This window comes from Listeria farberi (assembly GCF_014229245.1).
In the GTDB taxonomy this organism is placed as follows: Bacteria; Bacillota; Bacilli; order Lactobacillales; family Listeriaceae; genus Listeria; species Listeria farberi.
The window spans coordinates 58195-81416 of the sequence record NZ_JAARZJ010000012.1 but is presented as its reverse complement, the minus strand read 5'-3'; the positions used below and the strand labels follow the sequence as shown (position 1 = coordinate 81416).

General features: G+C 39.0%; 24 protein-coding genes and 1 riboswitch. All 24 genes read left to right on the top strand.

What is annotated here, in order from left to right:
• Window positions 1–7 precede the first annotated feature (7 nt).
• The 24 genes from HCB45_RS11590 to HCB45_RS11475 all read left to right on the top strand — a co-directional run bounded on the left by HCB45_RS11590 (window position 8) and on the right by HCB45_RS11475 (window position 23204).
• Entirely contained in the window at window positions 8–1828 is a 1821-nt protein-coding gene (locus HCB45_RS11590; RefSeq protein ID WP_185607689.1) for a diol dehydratase reactivase subunit alpha, read from the top strand.
• Window positions 1825–2172: a glycerol dehydratase reactivase beta/small subunit family protein gene (locus tag HCB45_RS11585; RefSeq protein ID WP_185318510.1), complete on the top strand. Its 348-nt coding sequence runs from the start codon at window positions 1825–1827 to the stop codon at window positions 2170–2172. Before HCB45_RS11590 ends, HCB45_RS11585 begins: the two co-directional genes overlap by 4 nt.
• Window positions 2173–2184: 12 nt before the next feature.
• Entirely contained in the window at window positions 2185–2622 is a 438-nt protein-coding gene (locus tag HCB45_RS11580) for a BMC domain-containing protein (protein ID WP_185318511.1), read from the top strand.
• Window positions 2623–2647: 25 nt separating this feature from the next.
• Window positions 2648–2923 carry a propanediol utilization microcompartment protein PduA gene (gene pduA, locus HCB45_RS11575; protein ID WP_003719364.1) on the top strand — a complete coding sequence of 92 codons (276 nt, stop codon included), beginning with the start codon at window positions 2648–2650 and terminating at the stop codon, window positions 2921–2923.
• A gap of 3 nt (window positions 2924–2926) precedes the next feature.
• The gene (locus tag HCB45_RS11570; RefSeq protein ID WP_185607691.1) at window positions 2927–3562 is read left to right on the top strand and encodes a phosphate propanoyltransferase; all 636 of its coding nucleotides are present in this window, start codon (window positions 2927–2929) and stop codon (window positions 3560–3562) included.
• A gap of 20 nt (window positions 3563–3582) precedes the next feature.
• Window positions 3583–4422 carry an ethanolamine utilization protein EutJ gene (gene eutJ / locus HCB45_RS11565; RefSeq protein ID WP_185607692.1) on the top strand — a complete coding sequence of 280 codons (840 nt, stop codon included), beginning with the start codon at window positions 3583–3585 and terminating at the stop codon, window positions 4420–4422.
• Window positions 4419–4898, top strand: coding sequence for a PduM family microcompartment protein (pduM, locus tag HCB45_RS11560; RefSeq protein WP_185318514.1), 480 nt, complete (start codon window positions 4419–4421; stop codon window positions 4896–4898). Before eutJ ends, pduM begins: the two co-directional genes overlap by 4 nt.
• A 4-nt stretch (window positions 4899–4902) precedes the next feature.
• Window positions 4903–5166, top strand: a complete 264-nt coding sequence (locus HCB45_RS11555) for a EutN/CcmL family microcompartment protein (protein WP_185318515.1) — start codon at window positions 4903–4905, stop codon at window positions 5164–5166.
• A gap of 14 nt (window positions 5167–5180) precedes the next feature.
• Complete coding sequence (locus HCB45_RS11550) at window positions 5181–6176, top strand: cob(I)yrinic acid a,c-diamide adenosyltransferase (RefSeq protein ID WP_185619966.1); 996 nt, start codon at window positions 5181–5183, stop codon at window positions 6174–6176.
• Window positions 6177–6182: 6 nt separating this feature from the next.
• On the top strand, window positions 6183–7592 hold the full coding sequence (locus tag HCB45_RS11545; protein ID WP_185607694.1) for an aldehyde dehydrogenase family protein: 1410 nt from the start codon (window positions 6183–6185) through the stop codon (window positions 7590–7592).
• Window positions 7593–7607: 15 nt separating this feature from the next.
• Window positions 7608–8726 (top strand): 1-propanol dehydrogenase PduQ, encoded by a 1119-nt coding sequence (locus tag HCB45_RS11540; RefSeq protein WP_185619964.1) that lies wholly within the window; start codon window positions 7608–7610, stop codon window positions 8724–8726.
• A 27-nt stretch (window positions 8727–8753) separates the two neighbouring features.
• On the top strand, window positions 8754–9458 hold the full coding sequence (locus HCB45_RS11535) for an MIP/aquaporin family protein (RefSeq protein ID WP_185607695.1): 705 nt from the start codon (window positions 8754–8756) through the stop codon (window positions 9456–9458).
• Window positions 9459–9521: 63 nt separating this feature from the next.
• Window positions 9522–10715 carry an acetate/propionate family kinase gene (locus tag HCB45_RS11530; RefSeq protein ID WP_185318520.1) on the top strand — a complete coding sequence of 398 codons (1194 nt, stop codon included), beginning with the start codon at window positions 9522–9524 and terminating at the stop codon, window positions 10713–10715.
• A 13-nt stretch (window positions 10716–10728) separates the two neighbouring features.
• A complete protein-coding gene (cobD, locus tag HCB45_RS11525; protein ID WP_185318521.1) occupies window positions 10729–11814 on the top strand; it encodes a threonine-phosphate decarboxylase CobD in 1086 nt (361 codons plus the stop codon).
• Window positions 11804–12679, top strand: a complete 876-nt coding sequence (locus HCB45_RS11520) for a GHMP family kinase ATP-binding protein (RefSeq protein WP_185318522.1) — start codon at window positions 11804–11806, stop codon at window positions 12677–12679. Before cobD ends, HCB45_RS11520 begins: the two co-directional genes overlap by 11 nt.
• A 55-nt stretch (window positions 12680–12734) precedes the next feature.
• A riboswitch (adenosylcobalamin (AdoCbl) riboswitch) is annotated at window positions 12735–12884 on the top strand.
• Window positions 12885–13267: 383 nt separating this feature from the next.
• Window positions 13268–14407 carry a 1-propanol dehydrogenase PduQ gene (locus HCB45_RS11515; RefSeq protein ID WP_185318523.1) on the top strand — a complete coding sequence of 380 codons (1140 nt, stop codon included), beginning with the start codon at window positions 13268–13270 and terminating at the stop codon, window positions 14405–14407.
• A gap of 275 nt (window positions 14408–14682) precedes the next feature.
• Complete coding sequence (locus tag HCB45_RS11510; RefSeq protein WP_185318524.1) at window positions 14683–15264, top strand: ANTAR domain-containing response regulator; 582 nt, start codon at window positions 14683–14685, stop codon at window positions 15262–15264.
• Window positions 15257–16714: a GAF domain-containing sensor histidine kinase gene (locus HCB45_RS11505; RefSeq protein ID WP_185318525.1), complete on the top strand. Its 1458-nt coding sequence runs from the start codon at window positions 15257–15259 to the stop codon at window positions 16712–16714. Before HCB45_RS11510 ends, HCB45_RS11505 begins: the two co-directional genes overlap by 8 nt.
• 89 nt (window positions 16715–16803) lie before the next feature.
• Window positions 16804–18225 carry an ethanolamine ammonia-lyase reactivating factor EutA gene (gene eutA / locus HCB45_RS11500; protein ID WP_185619962.1) on the top strand — a complete coding sequence of 474 codons (1422 nt, stop codon included), beginning with the start codon at window positions 16804–16806 and terminating at the stop codon, window positions 18223–18225.
• Window positions 18226–18266: 41 nt separating this feature from the next.
• On the top strand, window positions 18267–19631 hold the full coding sequence (locus HCB45_RS11495) for an ethanolamine ammonia-lyase subunit EutB (protein WP_003761786.1): 1365 nt from the start codon (window positions 18267–18269) through the stop codon (window positions 19629–19631).
• A 19-nt stretch (window positions 19632–19650) separates the two neighbouring features.
• Complete coding sequence (gene eutC, locus HCB45_RS11490; protein WP_185318527.1) at window positions 19651–20532, top strand: ethanolamine ammonia-lyase subunit EutC; 882 nt, start codon at window positions 19651–19653, stop codon at window positions 20530–20532.
• 22 nt (window positions 20533–20554) lie between these two features.
• The gene (eutL, locus tag HCB45_RS11485; protein ID WP_003724716.1) at window positions 20555–21208 is read left to right on the top strand and encodes an ethanolamine utilization microcompartment protein EutL; all 654 of its coding nucleotides are present in this window, start codon (window positions 20555–20557) and stop codon (window positions 21206–21208) included.
• 14 nt (window positions 21209–21222) lie between these two features.
• The gene (locus HCB45_RS11480; RefSeq protein WP_185619960.1) at window positions 21223–21744 is read left to right on the top strand and encodes a BMC domain-containing protein; all 522 of its coding nucleotides are present in this window, start codon (window positions 21223–21225) and stop codon (window positions 21742–21744) included.
• Window positions 21744–23204, top strand: coding sequence for an acetaldehyde dehydrogenase (acetylating) (locus tag HCB45_RS11475; RefSeq protein WP_185619958.1), 1461 nt, complete (start codon window positions 21744–21746; stop codon window positions 23202–23204). The genes HCB45_RS11480 and HCB45_RS11475 overlap by 1 nt, the downstream gene beginning before the upstream one ends.
• Window positions 23205–23222: the final 18 nt, after the last annotated feature.

The following is a 23222-nucleotide window of genomic DNA, read 5'->3' as shown; positions in this document are numbered from 1 at the left end:
GAAATGAATGAAGTATATTGCAGGTATTGATATCGGAAACTCAACAACAGAAGTGGCACTTGCCATAGCAAACACCAAGAGGGAAACAGAGTTTGTTGCTAGCGCTATTACAGACACAACTGGTATCAAAGGAACAAAACAAAACCTTCATGGGATTTTTAAAGCGTTAAAATTAGCTTTAGAAAAAGTAAATGCAACAACTGCGGATTTGGCTGAAATTCGTATTAATGAAGCGACCCCCGTGATCGGTGACGTAGCAATGGAAACAATTACTGAAACAATTATCACAGAGTCTACCATGATTGGACATAATCCTAAAACACCAGGTGGGCTTGGAATGGGCTCAGGAATTACAGTACATTTGGATGAAGTGGCTTCTAAATCAAAAGATACTGATTATATCGTGATTATCCCAAAAATGGTTGACTTTGAAGATGCCGCACAGCTGATTAATGATTATACCGAACTTGGTTATCAAATAACTGCTGCGATACTTCAAGCAGACGACGGAGTGCTCGTTCATAATCGATTAAACCATAAAATCCCGATTGTAGATGAAGTTGGTTTTATTGATAAAGTTCCAGTTGATATGTTAGCGGCTGTTGAAGTTGCGGCTCCGGGTAAAGTCATAGAAACGATTTCTAATCCGTATGGTATTGCGACAGTTTTCCATTTGAGTTCTGATGAAACAAAGAACATCATTCCCGTAGCTCGAGCATTAATTGGTAATCGTTCGGCAGTTGTGATTAAAACACCAGAAGGCGATGTGAAAGCTAGAACAATTCCAGCCGGACATATTGAACTTCAATCAGGAACTAGAACGCAACGTGTAAATGTGGCAGAAGGTTCTGAGAAAATCATGCAAGCGATTATGTCACTGCCAAAACTTGATAATGCAAGCGGTGAACCAGGAACCAATATCGGCGGCATGTTAGAAAAAGTACGACAAACTATGGCTGGGCTCACTAATAAATTACCGGCAGATATTTTTATTCAAGATCTGCTGGCTGTAGATACGTTTGTTCCAGTAGATGTGCAAGGTGGTCTGGCGGGCGAATTTTCCATGGAGCAAGCTGTTGGAATTGCCTCAATGGTAAAAAGTGATCATTTACAAATGGCTGCAATTGCCTCAGAAATCGAACAAGAGCTAAATGTAACGGTCAAAATTGGTGGCGCAGAAGCAGAGGCAGCGATTCTCGGAGCACTTACTACTCCAGGAACCAATACACCACTTGCTATTTTAGACTTAGGAGCAGGTTCAACAGACGCTTCAATCATAAATGGAAAAAGTGAAATCATTGCTACTCATTTAGCTGGAGCAGGTGATATGGTAACGATGATTATCCAGTCAGAAATTGGCCTTGAAGATCGGTATTTAGCAGAAGATATAAAAAAATATCCGCTTGCTAAAGTCGAAAGCATTTTCCATATTCGCCATGAAGATGGTACGGTTCAATTTTTCGATACGCCGCTTTCTCCAAGTGTTTTTGCGAAAGTAGTGATTGTAAAACCAGACGGATTTGTACCAATTCCTGGTGACGTTTCGATTGAAAAAATTAAATTAATTCGTCGTTCGGCTAAAGAGCGCGTTTTTGTAACGAATACCATCCGTGCACTAAAATATGTCAGCCCAACTGGGAACATTCGTGATATTCCATTTGTTGTAATTGTCGGAGGATCAGCCCTTGATTTTGAGATTCCGCAATTAATTACAGATGCACTTTCTCATTATTCCTTAGTTGCGGGGCGGGGAAATATTCGCGGACAAGAAGGGCCTAGAAATGCAGTTGCAACAGGATTAATTCTGTCAGGTGGTGCTAATGTATGATTCCGGTTGTAAATAAACCAGCTATTTATTTTCATGCAGATCAAAGCGCGAATCCAGACTGCATTAAACAAGTATTATTTGGAATAGAAGAAGAAGGCATTCCATGTGAATTAGAAATTATGCCTTTAAAAGACGAAGTACAAGCGGCATTTCGAGCTTCAGCGAGTTCGCCACTATTGGTTGGAATTACGCTCAAAAATGATCATTTAGTGATTCATTATCGTAATTTGCCGCCAGATCAGCCGCTATTTTCGGAATATCGTTTTTGCGCAGCCACGCTGGAAAATCAGCGGAATATGGGAATGAATGCAGCGCGACTTGTCAAGGGCGTACCTTTTAAATAAGGAGGTGAAGGAATGCATCAAGCAATTGGAATTATTGAAATTAAAGGACTTGCTTCAGCGATAACCGTAGCCGATACAATGGCAAAAGTAGCAAATATCCAACTTATTGACACGGAAAAGGCAAAAGGATTTGGCTGGATAACCGTGAAAGTGGAAGGTGATGTTGCAGCTGTAAACGCGGCGCTTGAAGCAGGAGAACAAACCGCCATAGCCGCAGACAGTTTTATTGCGAAAAAAGTCATTCCTCGACCAGGGGAAGAGATTTTTACAGTATTTTGGCCAAAAGAAGAAATCGTGCCAGAAGAACCCGGATTGATTGTTGAAACAGAAGAAGTCGCGGAACCTGAATCACCAGTAGAAGCGACCTGCAATTTATGTCATGATCCACTTTGTCCACGGATAAAAGGTGATCCAAGACAAGATTGTATTCATTTTGAAGAAGAGAAATAAACCTAATTTTGAGGAGGAAATAATAATGAATAACGCACTAGGAATGATTGAAACTAAAGGACTTGTTGGAGCAATTGAAGCAGCTGACGCAATGGTGAAAGCAGCCAATGTATCTCTTGTAGGTTATGAAAAAATCGGTTCGGGACTTGTAACTGTTATGGTTCGCGGTGATGTTGGTGCAGTAAAAGCAGCAACAGATGCAGGCGCAGCAGCAGCTCGTAATGTTGGAGAAGTACAATCTATCCACGTTATTCCACGTCCACACAATGATGTAGAAACTTTGCTACCAAAAGGTTTATAAGTCGTGGAAAGAGAAGAATTAAAAGCAATAATTAAACAAATAGTAACAGAAAGATTAAACGGTGCGGAAACAGAGATTCCTATTGGAGTCTCTAACCGCCACATTCATCTAACAGAAAAAGACTATAACCAGCTTTTTCCAAATGAACCTATTCAAGTGAAAAAATGGTTAAAGCAACCTGGCGAATTTGCTGCTGAGCAAACTCTCACTGTAGTTTCAGAAAGAGGCGAATTGAAGCGGGTTCGTATTTTAGGTCCGCTTCGAAAATTTTCGCAAGTAGAACTTTCTAAAACGGATGCACGGATGTTAGGGATGAAGATTCCAATTCGTGTTTCTGGTGATATTGAAGGAACACCGGGGATCAAACTTGTTTCTAAACATAGCGAAATTTTCTTGCCAAAAGGAGCAATTATTGCGAAACGTCACATCCATTTACCAGAAAGTGTGGCGAATGAATACGGTGTGAAACAAGGTGATGAAGTTTCTGTCTTAGTAGGTTCAGAAATACGTAGTCTCGTGTTAAATAATTGTACGATTCGGGTGAATAATCAATTTATCCCAGAAATGCATATTGATACAGATGAAGCAAACGCGGCAGATATTGCTGGCGTGAGCTTTGCAAAAATAATCAAGTCGTGACCTGATAAGGAGGTGTGGAAATGGATATTTTACAAATAGCTAACGAACGGATGGAACAGCTTGCAGCACTAATGAATCAAGATACCAAACAAAAAATTTCAGCTGATCAAAAAGTAAAAGTTGGCGTTGATTTAGGTACTTCTTCCATCGTGTTTATTGTGTTAGACGAGAATAATGTACCACTTTTTGGAGCGTTTGAATTTGCTGACGCTGTTCGCGATGGTCTTGTTGTCAATTACCGCGAGTCAGTAGAAGTTGTGACACGACTGAAGGAGCGAGCAGAAAAATGCTTAGGAATAAGTTTGACACATGCTTCTGGAGCCATCCCGCCAGGTACGATAGGGAACAATAAAAAGGTAGTTGCAAATGTCATCGAGAGTGCGGGAATGGAAGCACTTTCCACGATTGATGAACCTACCGCTGCTGCGGTAGTACTTGATTTAAAAGATGGTGCAGTAGTGGATGTTGGTGGGGGTACAACTGGTATTAGTGTCTTTAAAAATGGCGAAGTGATTTATACTGCGGACGAACCAACAGGAGGAACGCATATGACGCTTGTTTTAGCCGGATATTATGGTATTCCTGTAGAAGAAGCTGAGCAGAATAAACGCGCGAAAAAAGATTCTAGTGAGCATTTTTCTGTGATGCGTCCTGTCGTGGAAAAAATGGCAGAAATCACCCGTGTTCATCTCGAAATATCTCCCTCGGAACCACTTTATATCGTTGGCGGGGCTTCATTTTATAGCCAGTTTAAAGATACGTTTGAAAGTTATTTGAAGATGCCTGTTTTTCAACCTAATTATCCGCAGTATGTCACGCCTCTTGGTATTGCTATGAGTTCAGGGAGCGGAAATTTATGATAGAAAAATTAGTCAAAATCATTGTCCAGCGTTTGAAACTTCGAGCAACAAGTAAAACTACTATCGCTATTAGCAAACTTCCATACGATCCAGTCGCGATTTTTATGGAAAGCGGAACGGTTCGGTTAACACAAGTAAATAAACATTTTCTTGAGCGAATTCTCGGTGGAAATCGAGCAGAATCACTAACTGTTTGGTTTGAAAAAGCCGCCGATTATGGAGTGACGATTGAACTTGAACTGTACGATAACGGCGAACCTTGGATTGATTATACAATGCTTAGTCAACTAATGTTTCCAGTTTTTACAAGTAATGGTGAGAGACTCTTTCATTCAAGTGGTCAAGTGATTTGTTACAGTGATAGCGCAGTAATCCCAAGCGGAAGTACACTTTGCAAATATAAAAAGCAGCTTATTACACCGCTTGCAAATGAATATTTAACTAAAAATAATATTGCAGTGCGGGAAAGGCAGTGACGTTATGTTTATGGCGAAAATTACTGGAAGCGTAGTTTCTACAAAAAAAGAAGATTCGCTTACTGGTAAAAAGTTGATGATTGTACAACCAGTTGATGCTAATGGAGAAGATGTGCGTTCAGAAGAAGTAGCATGTGACTCTGTCGGTGCAGGGATTGGAGAGTATGTGCTTGTTGCTCGTGGAAATGCAGCTAGAAGTGTTTTTGCAGAACCAAATAGTGCGATTGATTCGGCAATTATAGCAATTGTCGATAGTTTTGATAAGTAGGGAGTGAATAACTCGTGAGTATTTATACAAAAACCGGTGATAAGGGAACGACTGCACTATTTGATGGAAATCGTGTGAAAAAATATGATGACCGTGTTGAAACATATGGCTCGTTTGATGAGCTTAATGCAGAAATTAGTGTAGCAGAAAAATTCGTTACTTCTACTGAAAATAAAACGTTATTAAGAAATATTGAGCGCCAGTTGTTTTATGTTTGTGCAGAACTTGCAACAGAAAACGAATCAGCGCTTGCTAGTAAAATTATCATTACGGAAAACGACATTAATGGACTGGAAGACGTCATTGATGCATACACCGCAAAATTGCCCAAAGTCGATAGTTTTGTTCTTCCTGGATCAAGCACAGCCGGAGCATTTCTTCACAGCGCAAGGACTATTGCTAGACGTGGTGAGCGATTACTTGTTCGTTTATCAGAACAAACAGCTATCCGAAAAGAGTTATTAAAATTCGTAAATCGCTTATCTGATTTCTTATATATCCTTGCTAGAGAAGAAGATTTCAGAGAAATGCTTGATAAAGCGACAAAACTCATTGTTGCCAAATACTTAGAGCAAACTAGGCAAGAAAAGGCCGTTACAAGCGATTTATCTTTTTCATTTTGTGAAAAACTAATGCATCAAGTGGAGAGCGTCTCAGAAGAAGTGGGCGTTCCAATCACACTTGCAATAGTTGATGCGCATGGCAATACAAGATTTAATTACCGAATGGAACACGCTCTCTTAGTAAGTGCAGAACTAGCAACGAAAAAAGCATATTCCGCCGTAGCGATGAAAACAAGTACAGAAAATTTAACAGAAGCAGTTCAGCCAGGAGCCCCACTTTATCAATTAGAAACACTGACAAATGGTGACATTGTTACTTTTGGCGGAGGTGTTCCAATCTATGGAAAAGATGGAGCGATTATTGGTGGAATGGGAATTAGTGGTGGATCAGTGGAAGAAGACATCCACATCGCAAAAAAAGCATTATCAATGATAGAGAAGGGGTAATTCTGTATGGAATCATTAGAACTCGAAAAACTGGTGAAAAAAGTTCTCTTAGAAAAATTAGCAGAAGAAAAAGAAGTACCAACAAAAACAACTACACAAGGCGCGAAAAGTGGCGTTTTTGATACAGTTGACGAGGCTGTTCAAGCAGCAGTTGTAGCGCAGAATTGCTATAAAGAAAAATCACTTGAAGAACGCCGCAATGTTGTAAAAGCAATTCGTGAAGCACTTTATCCAGAAATTGAAACAATTGCGACAAGAGCAGTTGCGGAAACCGGAATGGGTAATGTGGCAGATAAAATTTTGAAAAACACGTTAGCAATTGAAAAAACGCCAGGGGTAGAAGATTTATATACAGAAGTAGCTACTGGTGATAACGGTATGACACTGTATGAACTCTCTCCATATGGTGTAATTGGTGCAGTAGCGCCGAGCACAAACCCAACGGAAACATTGATTTGTAATTCAATCGGTATGCTTGCAGCTGGAAATGCCGTTTTTTATAGTCCTCATCCCGGGGCAAAAAACATTTCACTGTGGTTGATTGAAAAACTAAACACAATTGTTCGCGAAAGTTGTGGTATTGATAATCTAATTGTCACCGTGGCTAAACCATCCATTCAAGCAGCGCAAGAAATGATGAACCATCCAAAAGTACCACTACTTGTTATTACAGGTGGTCCAGGCGTTGTTCTTCAAGCGATGCAATCAGGTAAAAAAGTGATAGGCGCAGGTGCAGGGAACCCGCCTTCTATTGTTGACGAAACAGCAAATATCGAAAAAGCAGCTGCTGACATCGTAGACGGTGCATCTTTTGATCATAATATTCTTTGTATTGCAGAGAAAAGTATTGTAGCTGTTGATAGTATTGCAGATTTCTTAATGTTCCAAATGGAAAAAAATGGTGCGTTACATGTAACCAATCCAAGTGATATTAACAAATTGGAGAAAGTAGCTGTCACGGATAAAGGTGTAACAAATAAAAAATTAGTTGGAAAAAGTGCTTCAGAAATCTTAAAAGAAGCAGGAATAGCTTGTGATTTTACACCGCGTTTAATCATTGTGGAAACGGAGAAATCTCATCCATTTGCAACAGTAGAGTTATTGATGCCAATCGTTCCTGTTGTAAGAGTGCCTGATTTTGACGAAGCCCTTGAAGTTGCTATTGAACTCGAACAAGGCTTACATCATACAGCAACCATGCATTCACAAAATATCTCTAGATTAAACAAAGCTGCAAGAGACATGCAAACATCCATCTTTGTAAAAAATGGTCCTTCTTTTGCGGGATTAGGTTTTAGAGGCGAAGGTAGCACAACTTTCACTATTGCAACGCCTACCGGAGAAGGAACGACTACAGCACGTCATTTTGCTAGACGTCGCCGTTGTGTTTTAACAGATGGTTTTTCGATTCGTTAAGAGGAGGCAAACTGAATGAATAGCTTTCAAATTAAAACAAAAGTAGCTTTTGGTACGAATAGTTTACAAGTTTTAAAAGAAATTAAAAATAAAAATGTTTGGATTATTTGTGATCGTTTTTTAGCTGATGGAGAGGGGCTTCAAGGATTAATTGGACAATTAGATACATCCAATAATGTGCACATCTTCACCGATGTTGTTCCAGATCCGCCCATTTCAAAAGTAGCTGGCGGTGTTAGTGAAGCTGGCAAAATTCAACCGCAAGTCATGATTGCTTTTGGCGGTGGCTCAGCGATTGATACGGCAAAAGGAATTTACTACTTCGCAAAACGCTTGGAAAAAATTAATATTAGCACTTTTATAGCGATTCCAACTACAAGTGGTACGGGATCCGAAGTTACAGCCGCAACTGTTATAACGGATCCAACAACGAAAATTAAATACCCACTTTTCTTAGATGAACTTATTCCAGATGTGGCTATTTTAGATGCGCAACTGGTTGTCACCGTGCCACCAGCCATAACAGCAAATACGGGAATGGATGTATTAACACACGCAATCGAAGCTTATGTTTCTAAAGATGCGAGTGATTATACCGATGCTCTCGGCGAAAAAAGTGTGCAATTAACGTTACGTTTTTTAACGAGCTGTTACGATGATGGGCGTAATTTAGCGAATCGCGAAAAAATGCATAACGCTTCTACTATGGCAGGAATGGCTTTTAACTGCGCCAATTTAGGTTTGAATCATAGTATTGCTCATCAACTTGGCGCGCAGTTTCACGTACCACATGGTTTAGCAAATGCGATTTTACTGGATGCAGTTATTCGTTTTAACGCCTTTAAAAATCGCGAAACAGAACAAAAATATGCTGAGATGGCGCGCATTTGCGGAATTGCTTCCAGATCTGACTCGAACGAAACGGCAGTTCGCTTACTTCGTGAAAGAATTGTAGCGATGATGAAACATATGCAAATGCCACGAACGTTAACAGATGCTGGAGTAGCAAAAGAAAAAGTCTATGCAAAAATGGACGAAATTGCAACAAATGCGCTGAAAGATGCTTGCTTACCAACTAGCCCAACGACACCGACACATCAAGAACTAAAAGAAATTTTAGAACAAATTATTTAGAATGTACGTTAAAAAGGAGGATAAACTATGTCAGCATATTTGGCGGAATTTATTGGTACGATGGTTTTAATTATGTTTGGGAATGGCCTTTTAGCAGGATTAACACTAAATAAATCATTATCACAAGGGGCGAACTGGGTAGTTGTTACATTTGGTTGGGGGTTTGCTGTAATGATTGGTATTTATGTCGCTGGAGCATATAGCGGGGCGCACTTAAATCCAGCTGTAACCATTGCGCTTGCGGTTGGTGGATCATTCCCTTGGGCAGATGTTCTTCCGTATATTATCGCACAAATCGCTGGAGCATTTGTCGGAGCATCGATTGTTATTTTACACTATTATCCGCATTTTAAAGCAACTCCCCCAGAAATTGATACACATGGTATTTTTTCCACAGGACCAGCAATCAGAAATACACCTTTCAACTTAATCAGTGAAATTATCGCAACATTCGCTTTCATTTTTGGTTTATTGATGATTGGAGCAAATAGTTTCACAGATGGGTTAAATCCATTAATACTTGGTTTTCTAGTAGTTGCAATCGGAATGAGTTTTGGACCAACGACAGGTTATGCAATTAACCCAGCGCGTGATTTGGGACCAAGACTTGCCTACTTTTTACTACCAGTACCAAATAAAAGTGGATCGGACTGGCGCTACGCTTGGATTCCAATTGTCGGGCCAATCATTGGTGGATTGCTAGCCATTGGACTATTCAATATTTTATTATAAAAAGATGGAGTAAACAAAAAAGACTTTGTTTGCTCCTTTAAAAATGAGAAAGGACTGAGCTATATGCACAAAATTATGGCGATAAACGCAGGGAGTTCTTCACTGAAGTTCCAAATTTTTATGATGCCAGAAGAAGAAGTTTTAGTTAAAGGCTTGATTGAAAGAATCGGATTACCAGACGCCATTTTCAACATGTCCTTTCAAAATGAAAAAATCAAAGAGACACGCGCGATAAATAATCACGGAGAAGCAGTTAAAATTTTACTAGAACAATTGAAAGAGCATCAAGTAGTTAATGATCTTAGTGAAATTGTTGGAGTGGGACACCGTGTTGCGCACGGCGGAGAAGCTTTTGTCACGTCATGTGTTGTAACGGATGAAGTAGTGAAAGGCATTGAGGATGTAACAAGTCTTGCTCCACTACATAATCCAGCCAATATCATTGGTATCAAAACATTCCGGGAATTACTGCCTAATGCTGTTTCAGTAGCAGTTTTTGATACAGCATTCCATCAAACGATTCCAGAAGAAAACTTTTTATATGCGCTTCCTTATGAGCTTTACGAAAAACACCATATTCGAAAATACGGTTTTCATGGAACAAGTCATAAATATGTGGCTGGAAAAGCAGCAGAAGTTCTTGAGAAACCTTTAGAAAAATTAAAAATTATTTCTTGTCATTTAGGGAACGGGGCAAGTGTTTGTGCGATTGAAGCTGGAAAATCAGTAAATACTTCGATGGGATTTACACCAAATGCCGGCTTGATGATGGGAACCCGTTCTGGTACAATTGACGCGACAATCATCCCATATTTAGTTGATGAATTAGGCTATAGCTTGGATGAAGTGATGCATATGATGTCGAATGAATCAGGTGTTCTTGGCGTATCGGGAATTTCAAGTGATTTTAGAGATATTGAAATGGCTGCTAAAGAAGGCGATGCACGAGCGTTACTAACCCTTCGTATGTTCACTGGGCAAATATGCAATTATATCGGTGCTTATGCTTCCGCAATGAATGGTTGCGATGCATTATTATTTACAGCGGGAGTGGGTGAAAATTCCCCGTTAATCCGCCAAATGGTGACTGAACAGTTAAGTTATCTTGGTGTAACGTGCCATGTGACAAAAAATAATTCGGGTGATATGATAATTAGCAATGACGATGAAGCAGTCAAAGTGTGTATTATTCCAACCAATGAAGAACTAATGATTGCTCGCGATGTAGAAAAGTATGCAAAACAAACGATAAGTTAAGGAGCGATTTGATGTGAAAATAACGACGGCTTCTCACGGTGGCAACTATAACGAACTAGCAAAACAACATGGCTTGGCAAAAGAAATGGTGATTGATTTTAGTGCGAATATTAATCCACTAGGAGTGCCAGCTAGTTTGAAACAAACGATAATAACTAATTTGGACAAACTGGTAGAATATCCAGAACCAGATTACATAGCGCTCCGTGCGCGAATTGCCGCGTTTCATCAACTCGACCTAGCAAATATTATTCCTGGAAACGGTGCTACTGAGCTGATTTTCGGAATCGCAAAAGTGACTAAGGCGCAAAAGGTACTTATACTTGCGCCTACTTTTGCGGAATATGAACGTGCTTTTTTCGATGCCGAAATTGTTTATGCAGAGTTAACGAAAGAAACCAATTTTGCTGCGGCGGAAATCGTACTAGAAATGCTCGAACGAGAAACGGATATTGAAGCCGTTTGTTTGTGCAATCCAAACAATCCAACAGGCCAACTTATTACACAAAAAGAAATGATAAAAATTGCAGTTTTATGTGAAAAACGAAACATATTTTTAATTATCGACGAGGCTTTTATGGACTTCTTAGAAGAAAATGAAACAATTTCGATGATTAACTATTTAGAAAAATTTCCGCATGTGGCAATCATTCGTGCCTTTACGAAATTTTTCGCGATTCCAGGCCTAAGACTCGGTTATTTGCTGACGAAAAATAATACTTTAGCCGAAGCTTTATTACAAATACGTGAACCTTGGTCTATTAATACATTTGCTGATTTAGCAGGGCAAATTCTATTAGAAGACGAAACCTATATGAAACAAACATTCGATTGGATTAACACCGAACGAGACTTTTTATACCAAGGTTTAAGCAAATTTTCAGAACTTACCGTGTACAAACCAAGTGTAAATTACATATTTTTTCATCTTGAGAAACCTCTTGATTTACGAAAAGAATTGCTTTTAAAAGGAATTTTTATTCGAAGTTGTGCTAATTACCGAGGACTCACAGAAAATTATTACCGGGTTGCGGTGAAAAGTAGAGCTGATAATAGCAAACTCTTAACAGCGCTAGAGGTGATTTTTAGTGGAAATTAAAGCGACATGTCCAGCTTCTTGTGGGGAGCTTTTGCAAGGTTTTATTCTAGGCGGGGAGAAGTTGATTTCTTACCCAATCGACTGGTATTCCGAAGTTACTTTATCTGATAAAAAAGGACTAAATAGCTCCGGGCATACAAAAGCTTGGCATGCGTTCCAGTTAACTTGCGAGTATTTTGGCGCGGTAAAAAGAGAGCTCCCGAAAGTATCTTTACAAGTGAAATCAACTATTCCGGTCGCGAAAGGGATGGCGAGTTCGACTGCGGATATTGCCGCAACAATCGGCGCAACTGCAAAATGGTTGAATAAATCCATTACAGAAATAGAAATCGCCAAGCTATCTTTAAAACTAGAGCCAACCGATAGCACTATTTTTGAGTCGTTAACTTTGTTTGATCACTTAAAAGGTGATGTGATTCAAAGTTCGAAATGGATGCCAAAACTAGGCGTTGTTGTGTTAGAACCACTTACCATTCTAGAAACAGCTACTTACCGGCAAGATAATCATCAAGCGCAATTACTGGAAAACGAACAACAACTAGCTAAAGGGTTGGACTATTTTCATCAAGCTGTGACACAAAAATCAATCCGCTTACTTGGAAAAGCAGCATCGATTAGCGCAGCGTGCAATCAAACTATTTTACCAAAGCCATTTTGGAAAGAAATTCAAGAAGTGACTGAAAACTTGGATTTAGTGGGGGTAAATGTTTCGCATAGTGGCACAGTTGTCGGTATACTTTATGAACTCGAAAAAACGGATCCACTCGAAATTTTATTTGAGTTAGAACGGCGCTATGTCATGACTTTTTATAGCCGATATTATTTCCGGGAGTTCGCGCGTGGTGGTGTTCAAATTATTTCGTAAAGCAAATTCTTCTTGCAAGCGGATTATTTTATGCTATAATAACTTTGATAAACGAATTCGTTCATACAAACAGTTAGATACTGGAAGTCTGGTGAAAGTCCAGCACGGTCCCGCCACTGTAAGGAGTTAGTCACTCTAAGTCAGGTCTTTTATCTAATTGTTTTAACTGGTTATACTGCTTCGAGGCAAAGCATGTATAATTCTTGGTTCCAGTGTAGTTGTCTCACTGGGGCTTTTTTATTTGTTTTTATAACAAATAAGCCCACTGTAAATGGTTTGGTGCCGAGAAGCTGAACGAGCTACGTTTTATCAAGCACCATACGCACAAAGATGTGCACCGCTTAGTTTTATGGTGGGCAATGATCTTTTCAACGACGAAAAGAGTGATACAAGGAAAGTATCTTCATTGCCTATTTACAAAAAAAGATTTGACATTTCGATAGGTTTGGTTTTTAATAAAGTGGACAAATAAAATATTTTACAGTACAAAGGCGTACTGTTTACTTAGCAAAGAAGCTTTGAGTTGGAAGAGAAAATTTCTCTACTCAAGGCTTCTTTTTTTATTTTAAAAAACTAGGAGGTAATCTCATGCAAAAAGTTAGTTTTAAAACAGATCTTTACATTGGACAAGGAGCAACAGATCGTTTACTTGATTTTAAAGACAAACAAATTTTCATCGTAACAGATCCATTTATGGTTAGTTCAGGAATGATTAATGCTATTACGGAAAAAATTGATCAATCGAATACATATACGATTTTTAGTGAAATTATTCCAGACCCACCGATTGAAAATGTCGTAGCAGGAATTGAAGTTTTAAATGAATGTGATGCCAACTTGATGATTGCTATCGGTGGTGGTTCAGCTATTGATGCAGCGAAAGCAATGAAATTCTTTGGTCAAAAACTTGGTACGGTGCGCGCAATGCCTTTCATCGTCATCCCGACAACTAGTGGGACTGGCTCGGAAGTAACTAGTTTTTCCGTTATTACAAACAAAGAAAAAGCGATTAAATACCCACTAATTACGGATGCTATTTTGCCTGATGAAGCGATTTTAGATGCGGATTTAGTGAAATCTGTTCCACCTGCAATTACTGCGGATACTGGTATGGACGTGTTAACACATGCGCTTGAAGCATATGTATCTACAAAAGCGAATGATTATTCAGATGCGATGGCGGAAAAAGTTATCCAATTAGTTTTCACTTACCTAGAACGTGCTTATAAAGACGGAAATGATTTAGAAGCTCGCGAAAAAATGCATAATGCATCTTGTCTTGCAGGGATGGCATTCAACATTACTTCTCTTGGCTTAAATCATGGTATTGCGCATACAGCTGGTGCGAAATTTAAAATCCCTCATGGTCGTATGAACACATTGCTGTTACCACATGTAATTAGTTATAACGCTGGCCTTACAAGTGATTTTGGTAACAATCCAGATAATCGCGCAGCAGAACGTTATACAGCGATTGCTAAATTACTAAAAATGCCAGCTTCCAATACAAGGCTTGGTGTACGTAGCTTAATTAACGCCATTAAACAACTCCAAAAGAAACTCAACATGCCGACTACATTAACAGAATGTGGAGTTAGCCGTACGGATTTAAATGAAAATATTGCTCAAATCGCAGAAGGTGCATTAAACGATGGATGTACTGCAACTAATCCAAGAACGCCGACAGAAACCGATGTTAGTGCTATTCTTGAAAAAATGTTGGCATAAAAGTTATTTATTTCACAACAGGAATCAAATAACCTATTGACATCGTTTTCATGCTACTTTATAATAGAACCGAGCACAAAGACGTGTGGAATTATAAATATAGCAGAGCAACGGGGCTCCCTCAAAAATATTGCACAATATTTTTAAGGGGCTCTTTCTATTTTCTTGGAGAAATTTTTTCTCTAGCTCTTTTACTCTTTCGCTCAAGTAAATGCTTCTATAGAATGATTTTGTCCTTCATTGTGACAAATCAATCAATAGCAGAAGAAGAGGACGTGACAAGAATGAATGGAAGAATTGTAATAGCCGATGATGAACCTATTACAAGAATGGACATCCGAGACATCTTAGAAGAAGCGAACTACAATGTTGTAGGGGAAGCGACAGATGGTTTTGAAGCAATCGAACTATGCAAAAGCCATCAGCCAGACCTTGTTATCATGGACATTCAAATGCCACTCTTAGACGGTTTAAAAGCAGGGAAACGAATTATTTCAGAAGGTCTTGCTGGCGGAATTATTTTACTTACTGCATTTAGTGATCCGAAAAACACGGAGAAAGCAAAAGGATTTGGAGCATTAGGTTATTTAGTAAAGCCACTTGATGAAAAAAGTTTGATTCCAACAGTTGAAATGAGTATTGCCAAAGGGCGAGAAACAAGAAAACTAGAGCAGCAATTAGAAAAGCTCACAAAAAAATTAGAAGAGCGTAAAGTAATTGAAAAAGCAAAAGGCGTGCTTATGATTGAGAACAACATCACAGAAGAAGAAGCCTACAACATGATTCGTAATCTGAGTATGGATAAACGTTGTCCGATGATGGAAATCGCAGAAACGATTGTGATGAGCGATGACTAAAACGATTCGAGAAATGTGTTTACGCTATACGGACTTGGCAGAATATGATATTGATGAATTAATACATACTGCAAAATCGTTAAGCGAGTCTTCGATGTATCAAGATGTAGATGTTTTCATTGATGTGTATAATAAACTAACTAGTGAAGCACTTGTCATTCATCATACACCGCCAAAAACAACCAAATCACTTTACAAAAACAATGTAATCGGAGAAACAGCCCTACGCTCCAATGAACCAGGTGTACTTAGAACACTAGAAACGGGTATGAACTCCAATGACTTACTTGCAAAAACACAAGAAAACGTACTTATTCGCCAAAAAGTCTATCCAATTCGCAATAAACAGCGAGTTATAGCTGTGCTAATTCTAGAAAATGATATTAGCGCCGAAATTAAAGCTCATTTTGAAATCGACAATGAAGAAACGGCTTATCGTGATGTTTCTACCACATTGTCTGCTATGAGTAAATTAACGGATTCTATTACCGATCAGCTAGATGATGCTATTTTGATTTTTGACCGTAATGGAATTTTACAGCAAAAGAATTGTGCTGCAGATCAGTACTACGAACGACTTGGTTACATGGAAGACATTCAAGGAATGCATTATGATAATTTATCCCTCGACCAGATAATGTTTGATGCAATTATGTATCAAATTGAAACAGGAAAACAACCAATTCAATTAAAAAAAGAAGTGGTTATTGCCGGGAATTACTTTATTATGAAGCAGATTTTTGTGAAAGAAGAAGACGAACAAGAATGTCGTTTTATTCTTATCTTGCATGACATAACGGATATTAAGGTGAAGGAAGCAGAAATTGTTTCTAAGTCTGTAGCCATTCGTGAAATTCATCACCGTGTCAAAAATAATTTGCAATCCGTTGTTTCTTTGTTACGAATTCAAGGTAGACGTTCAACAAGCATGGAGGCACAAAAAATTCTAAATGAAAGTGTCAGCCGAATCCTTGCGATTGCAGCGACTCATGAACTTTTGTCGAAGCAAATGGAAGACGGGATTAACCTTTATATGGTCATAGAAACAGTCGCCTACAATATTGAAAGATGTTGTACTGACTGTCCAAAAGTAGCTGTTAGAATGGATATTGATAAACGGATTTATTTGGATAGTGATCGCACTGTGGCACTGGCACTTGTCATGAATGAACTATTACAAAATTCATATGACCATGCTTTCCATCCAAATGAATCAGGCGAAATTTTACTACAAATAAAAGAAGAAAAAAATATCATTCACGCAGAAGTAACGGACAATGGTCATGGCTTTAATGTTCGAAAAGTATCCGAAAAAAGCCTAGGACTTTCCATTGTCAAAAGTTATATTAAAGATAAACTTCGAGGCAAAGTAACCATTGAATCGAATGAACACGGAACAAAAACAATGTTTGATTTTAAATACAATTCTATCCATGCTACAAAGAAGTAGCTGTAAAAAAGCGATGAAGCTTAAAGCCAAGTAACGATACTGTTATTTGTCTTTAAGCTTTTTCTTTTTGCTAGAAAGGAGTGAGGGTTTTGGCGGAAACGATTTTAAGTGTAGGGATTGACCTTGGTACGTCGACAACACAACTCATTTTATCCGAGTTAGAAATTCAAAATATGGCATCAAGCTTCACCGTGCCGCGTATTGTTATTTCAGATAAGCGGATTATTTTTAGAAGTGAGATTCTGTTTACACCGATTCTTGCTGATAATTTGATTGATGTAGAGGCGATTCGTGATTTTGTAACGAAAGAGTATGCCAATGCCGGAATTAAAAAAGAAGAAATTGGCATGGGGGCAGTTATTATTACAGGTGAAACGGCTCGTAAAGATAATGCGAGTAACGTTCTAGAGGCAATGAGTGGTTTCGCTGGGGATTTTGTTGTAGCAACAGCTGGACCTGACTTAGAAAGTATCATTGCCGGAAAAGGTGCAGGTGCACATACCTACGCCAAAGAAAATAATACTTCTGTTGTGAATCTGGATATTGGCGGCGGAACAACGAATTTATCGCTATTTGATCGTGGTGAACTTATTGATACAGCATGCCTTGATATTGGTGGTCGGTTAATCAAAGTGGACCGTGAAACAAGAAAAATCACCTATATTGCGCCAAAAATTCAAGCTTTAATAGAAAAACGTGGTTATCCAATCACGATAGGTGAGAAAACCTCGCCAGAAAATTTACAACCAATTCTAGGTGAAATGGTAGAGTTACTTAAAAACAGTGTTGGCCTAGGCGCTCCGAATGATTTTTACGAAACAATCATCACAAATAAAGGATTGAAATTTCTTACTGAAATTGAATGTATATCATTTTCCGGAGGCGTTGCAGACTGCATTTCAACTGGTGCGCTAAGTGATCCATTTAGATATGGAGACATCGGACTTTTACTCGGAAAGTCAATAGCTGAATCTAGCTTGATGACCGAAAAAAAGTATATCGAATCTGTCGAAACCATACGGGCAACTGTGGTAGGAGCCGGTTCACACACAGCAGAAATTAGCGGTAGCACAATCACTTATACCGAGAAAATTTTCCCAGTAAAAAACATTCCGATTTTGAAACTTGCCAAACAAGAAGAAAATGAAAATATGGCAGAAGTCATCAAGGAAAAACTCAACTGGTTCAAAATAGATGAAGATATGGAACGGATTGCACTTGCAATTGAAGGGGAGAATAGCCCTAGTTTCGAGCAAGTAACAGAATATGCAAAGGCAATTTGTGAGGGAATGAAAGAACCAATCGCACTTGGTCATCCGCTAATTATCATTACTTGGCACGACATGGCAAAAGCCCTCGGACAAAGTATTTTCGGGCATTTACCAGCCGGCTATCCACTAATTTGTTTGGATAGTGTCAAAGTTGATAATGGTGATTATATTGATATAGGAAAACCAGTTGCTGACGGGAAAGTGCTACCAGTAGTAGTAAAAACCTTAGTCTTTAACTGATCCATATAAATAGCTTTAATTTTGAGAGGAGGATTTATCGAATGATTTTAAAAACGAATTTATTCGGCCATACATACCAGTTCAAATCCATCACTGATGTGTTGGCAAAAGCAAACGAAGAAAAATCGGGCGACCGTTTAGCCGGAGTTGCTGCTGAATCTGCAGAAGAACGTGTAGCTGCTAAAGTGGTGCTCTCTAAAATGACGCTTGGAGATTTACGTAATAATCCGGTTGTCCCATATGAAACAGATGAGGTAACCCGTATTATTCAAGACCAAGTAAATGAACGTATTCATGATTCCATTAAAAACTGGACAGTGGAAGAATTACGGGAATGGATTTTAGACCATAAAACAACAGATGCTGACATTAAACGTGTTGCACGCGGCCTAACATCAGAAATTATTGCTGCTGTAACAAAATTAATGTCCAACCTAGATTTAATTTATGGCGCGAAAAAAATTCGTGTTATCGCACATGCGAACACAACAATCGGTCTTCCAGGAACATTCTCCGCTAGACTACAACCAAACCATCCAACTGATGATCCTGATGGTATCCTTGCTTCTTTAATGGAAGGATTAACTTACGGGATTGGGGATGCGGTAATCGGACTTAACCCAGTAGATGATTCTACTGATAGCGTAGTTCGTTTACTTAATAAATTTGAAGAATTCCGCAGTAAATGGGATGTGCCAACACAAACTTGTGTACTAGCGCACGTGAAGACTCAAATGGAAGCAATGCGTCGCGGTGCTCCAACTGGTCTGGTATTCCAATCTATCGCAGGTTCTGAAAAAGGTAATACAGCTTTCGGTTTTGACGGAGCAACTATTGAAGAAGCAAGACAATTAGCTCTTCAAAGTGGTGCTGCAACTGGGCCAAACGTAATGTACTTTGAAACAGGACAAGGTTCTGAACTTTCTTCTGACGCACATTTCGGCGTAGACCAAGTAACAATGGAAGCTCGTTGCTATGGATTTGCGAAGAAGTTTGATCCATTCTTAGTGAATACAGTAGTTGGATTTATCGGACCTGAGTATTTATACGATTCCAAACAAGTAATTCGCGCCGGCCTAGAAGATCACTTCATGGGTAAATTAACTGGTATTTCTATGGGTTGTGACGTTTGCTATACCAACCATATGAAAGCCGACCAAAACGACGTAGAAAACTTATCCGTACTTCTAACAGCAGCAGGATGTAACTTTATCATGGGGATTCCTCATGGTGATGACGTTATGCTTAACTACCAAACAACTGGTTACCACGAAACAGCCACTTTACGTGAATTATTTGGCCTAAAACCAATTAAAGAATTTGATCAGTGGATGGAAAAAATGGGATTCAGTGAAAATGGTAAATTAACAAGCCGTGCTGGAGATGCATCTATTTTCCTAAAATAAGGAAGGGAGGAACTAAGCGATGAACGAACAAGAATTAAAACAAATGATTGAAGGCATTTTAACGGAAATGTCAGGGGCTAAAACTACTGAAACGGTAGCAGCGGCACCAACAAAAGCCGTTACTGAAACTGTTGTAACTGAAGGAACTATCCCTGATATTACAGAAGTTGATATTAAAAAACAATTACTAGTACCAGAACCAGCTGACCGCGAAGGCTATTTGAAAATGAAACAAATGACCCCAGCTCGACTTGGTTTATGGCGCGCTGGTCCACGTTATAAAACAGAAACAATTCTTCGTTTCCGTGCGGACCACGCTGTTGCACAAGATTCCGTGTTCTCTTATGTTTCTGAGGATTTAGTGAAAGAAATGAACTTTATTCCAGTTAACACAAAATGTCATGATAAAGATGAATACTTAACTCGCCCAGACTTAGGCCGTGAATTTGACGATGAAATGGTAGAAATAATTCGTGCGAATACGACGAAAAATGCGAAACTACAAATCGTTGTCGGTGATGGACTTAGCTCAGCGGCAGTTGAAGCTAATATCAAAGACATCTTACCTTCCATTAAACAAGGGTTGAAAATGTATAACCTAGATTTTGATAACATTATTTTTGTTAAACATTGTCGAGTACCTTCTATGGATCAAATCGGCGAAATTACTGGGGCAGATGTAGTTTGCTTACTTGTAGGTGAACGTCCAGGTCTAGTAACAGCTGAATCCATGAGTGCATATATTGCTTATAAACCAACAATTGGTATGCCAGAAGCTCGTCGTACTGTTATTTCTAACATTCATAGTGGCGGAACTCCACCAGTTGAAGCAGGAGCATACATTGCTGAATTAATTCACAATATGCTTGAGAAAAAATGTTCTGGTATTGATTTAAAATAAGCTAGTTAGAGGAGGAAACTTCATGAAAAATGATAAATTACCTGCATCCGTTTTAAGTGTCAAAGTTGTATCAAATGTAGATAATGGTCTATTTAAACAATTAGACTTAAAACCGCATCAAAGAAGTCTGGGTATTATTACATCTGATTGTGATGATGTTACATACACTGCGCTTGACGAAGCAACCAAAGCAGCTGAAGTAGATGTTGTTTATGCGAAAAGTATGTATGCTGGTGCTGGAAATGCATCCACAAAATTTGCTGGTGAAGTAATCGGTATTATTGCCGGACCAAGCCCTGCGGAAGTAAAAAGTGGTCTTTCTGTAGCAGTAGATTTCATCGAAAATGGTGCTAGCTTTGTTAGTGCAAATGAAGATGATAGCGTACCTTACTTCGCGCACTGTGTTTCAAGAACTGGTACTTTCCTTTCAAAAGAAGCGAATGTTGCTGAAGGTGAAGCGATTGCTTACTTAATCGCCCCTCCACTGGAAGCTATGTATGCGTTAGATGCAGCATTAAAAGCAGCAGACGTAACAATCGGAGCTTTTTACGGACCACCATCCGAAACTAACTTCGGTGGAGCACTTCTAACAGGTAGCCAATCTGCATGTAAAGCTGCTTGTGATGCGTTCAAAATGGCAGTAGAAAATGTGGCTGAAAATCCACTTCAATATTAAGGTGGTGCTAAAAGATGCCAAATGAAGCGCTTGGTTTAATTGAAGTGACTGGTTTCCTTGGTGCTGTAGTTGCCGCTGATACTTGTTTAAAAGCAGCAAATGTCGAACTGATTCAATGTGAAGTCATTCGTGGTGGTTTAACTACGGTTGAATTAACTGGTGATGTAGGTGCAGTAAATGCAGCTATCGAAGCAGGGAAAGCTGCAACAGAAGACTTAGGTTGTTTAGTATCAAGCCATGTTATCGCAAGAATGAGCGAAGATACAAAAGCACTTTTTGTTCCTCAAGAAGAAGTTAAAACACAACCAAAAGAAGTCGAACAAGAAGAACCAAAAGAAGTTATTCAACAAGTCGTAGAAGTGAACACAAACACAAAAAGTGCAGAGAAAAAACTTCGCGCAATGAAAGTTATTGATCTAAGGAAACTTGCTTACACATTAGATAATGTGCCTATCCCAAAAAGCAAGATTAAATATGCGAACAAGGATAAACTTGTTCATGCATTAAAAGATATTTATGGAAGGAGTGAAAACTAGTGGCACTAGAAGATAAAGATTTACGCTCAATCCAAGAAGTTCGTAACCTCATTGAATCAGCTAACAAAGCGCAAAAAGAACTTGCTGCAATGAGCCAACAACAAATTGATACAATTGTAAAAGCGATTGCTGATGCCGGTTATGATGCTCGCGAAAAACTCGCAAAAATGGCACATGAAGAAACTGGTTTTGGAATTTGGCAAGACAAAGTAATTAAAAACGTCTTCGCTTCCAAGCACGTCTACAATTACATCAAAGATATGAAAACCATTGGTATGTTAAAAGAAGATAACGAAAAGAAAGTAATGGAGGTTGCAGTTCCACTAGGCGTAGTTGCAGGATTAATTCCATCAACAAACCCTACATCCACTGTTATTTACAAAACACTTATTTCCATTAAAGCCGGAAATAGTATCGTATTTTCTCCACATCCAAACGCACTAAAAGCAATTCTAGAAACAGTGAGAATTATTAGTGAAGCAGCAGAAAAAGCTGGTTGTCCAAAAGGCGCTATCAGCTGTATGACTGTTCCAACAATCCAAGGAACAGATCAACTGATGAAACACAAAGACACAGCAGTTATCCTTGCAACAGGTGGTTCTGCAATGGTAAAAGCGGCTTATTCATCTGGTACTCCAGCAATTGGAGTTGGCCCAGGTAATGGCCCAGCATTTATCGAACGCAGCGCTAACATTCCTCGCGCAGTGAAACATATTCTTGATTCCAAAACATTTGATAACGGCACAATTTGTGCATCTGAGCAATCTGTCGTTGTGGAACGTGTGAATAAAGAAGCTGTCATAGCTGAATTTAGAAAACAAGGAGCACACTTCTTATCCGATGCAGAAGCTGTTCAACTTGGTAAATTCATCTTACGTCCAAATGGTTCGATGAATCCAGCAATCGTAGGTAAAAGCGTACAACATATCGCTAACCTAGCTGGCCTAACTGTTCCAGCTGACGCAAGAGTACTTATCGCTGAAGAAACAAAAGTTGGTGCTAAAATTCCATACTCAAGAGAAAAATTAGCTCCAATCTTGGCTTTCTATACAGCAGATACTTGGCAAGAAGCTTGCGAACTTAGCATGGATATTCTTTATCATGAAGGAGCTGGACATACTTTAATCATCCACTCAGAAGATAAAGAAATTATCCGCGAATTCGCACTGAAAAAACCAGTTTCCCGTCTCTTAGTTAATACACCAGGAGCACTTGGCGGAATTGGCGCAACAACCAATCTTGTACCTGCTTTAACACTTGGTTGTGGGGCAGTTGGAGGAAGTTCATCATCTGATAATATTGGACCTGAAAATCTTTTCAACATTCGTCGCATCGCTACAGGCGTTTTAGAGTTAGAAGATATTCGTAAAGAAGAAAACCAAGCAACATCTGAACTTCCGGTTGATGCAGACGCACTCATCCAAAGTTTAGTCGAAAAAGTTTTAGCAGAATTAAAATAAAAAATAAAACACTAATTG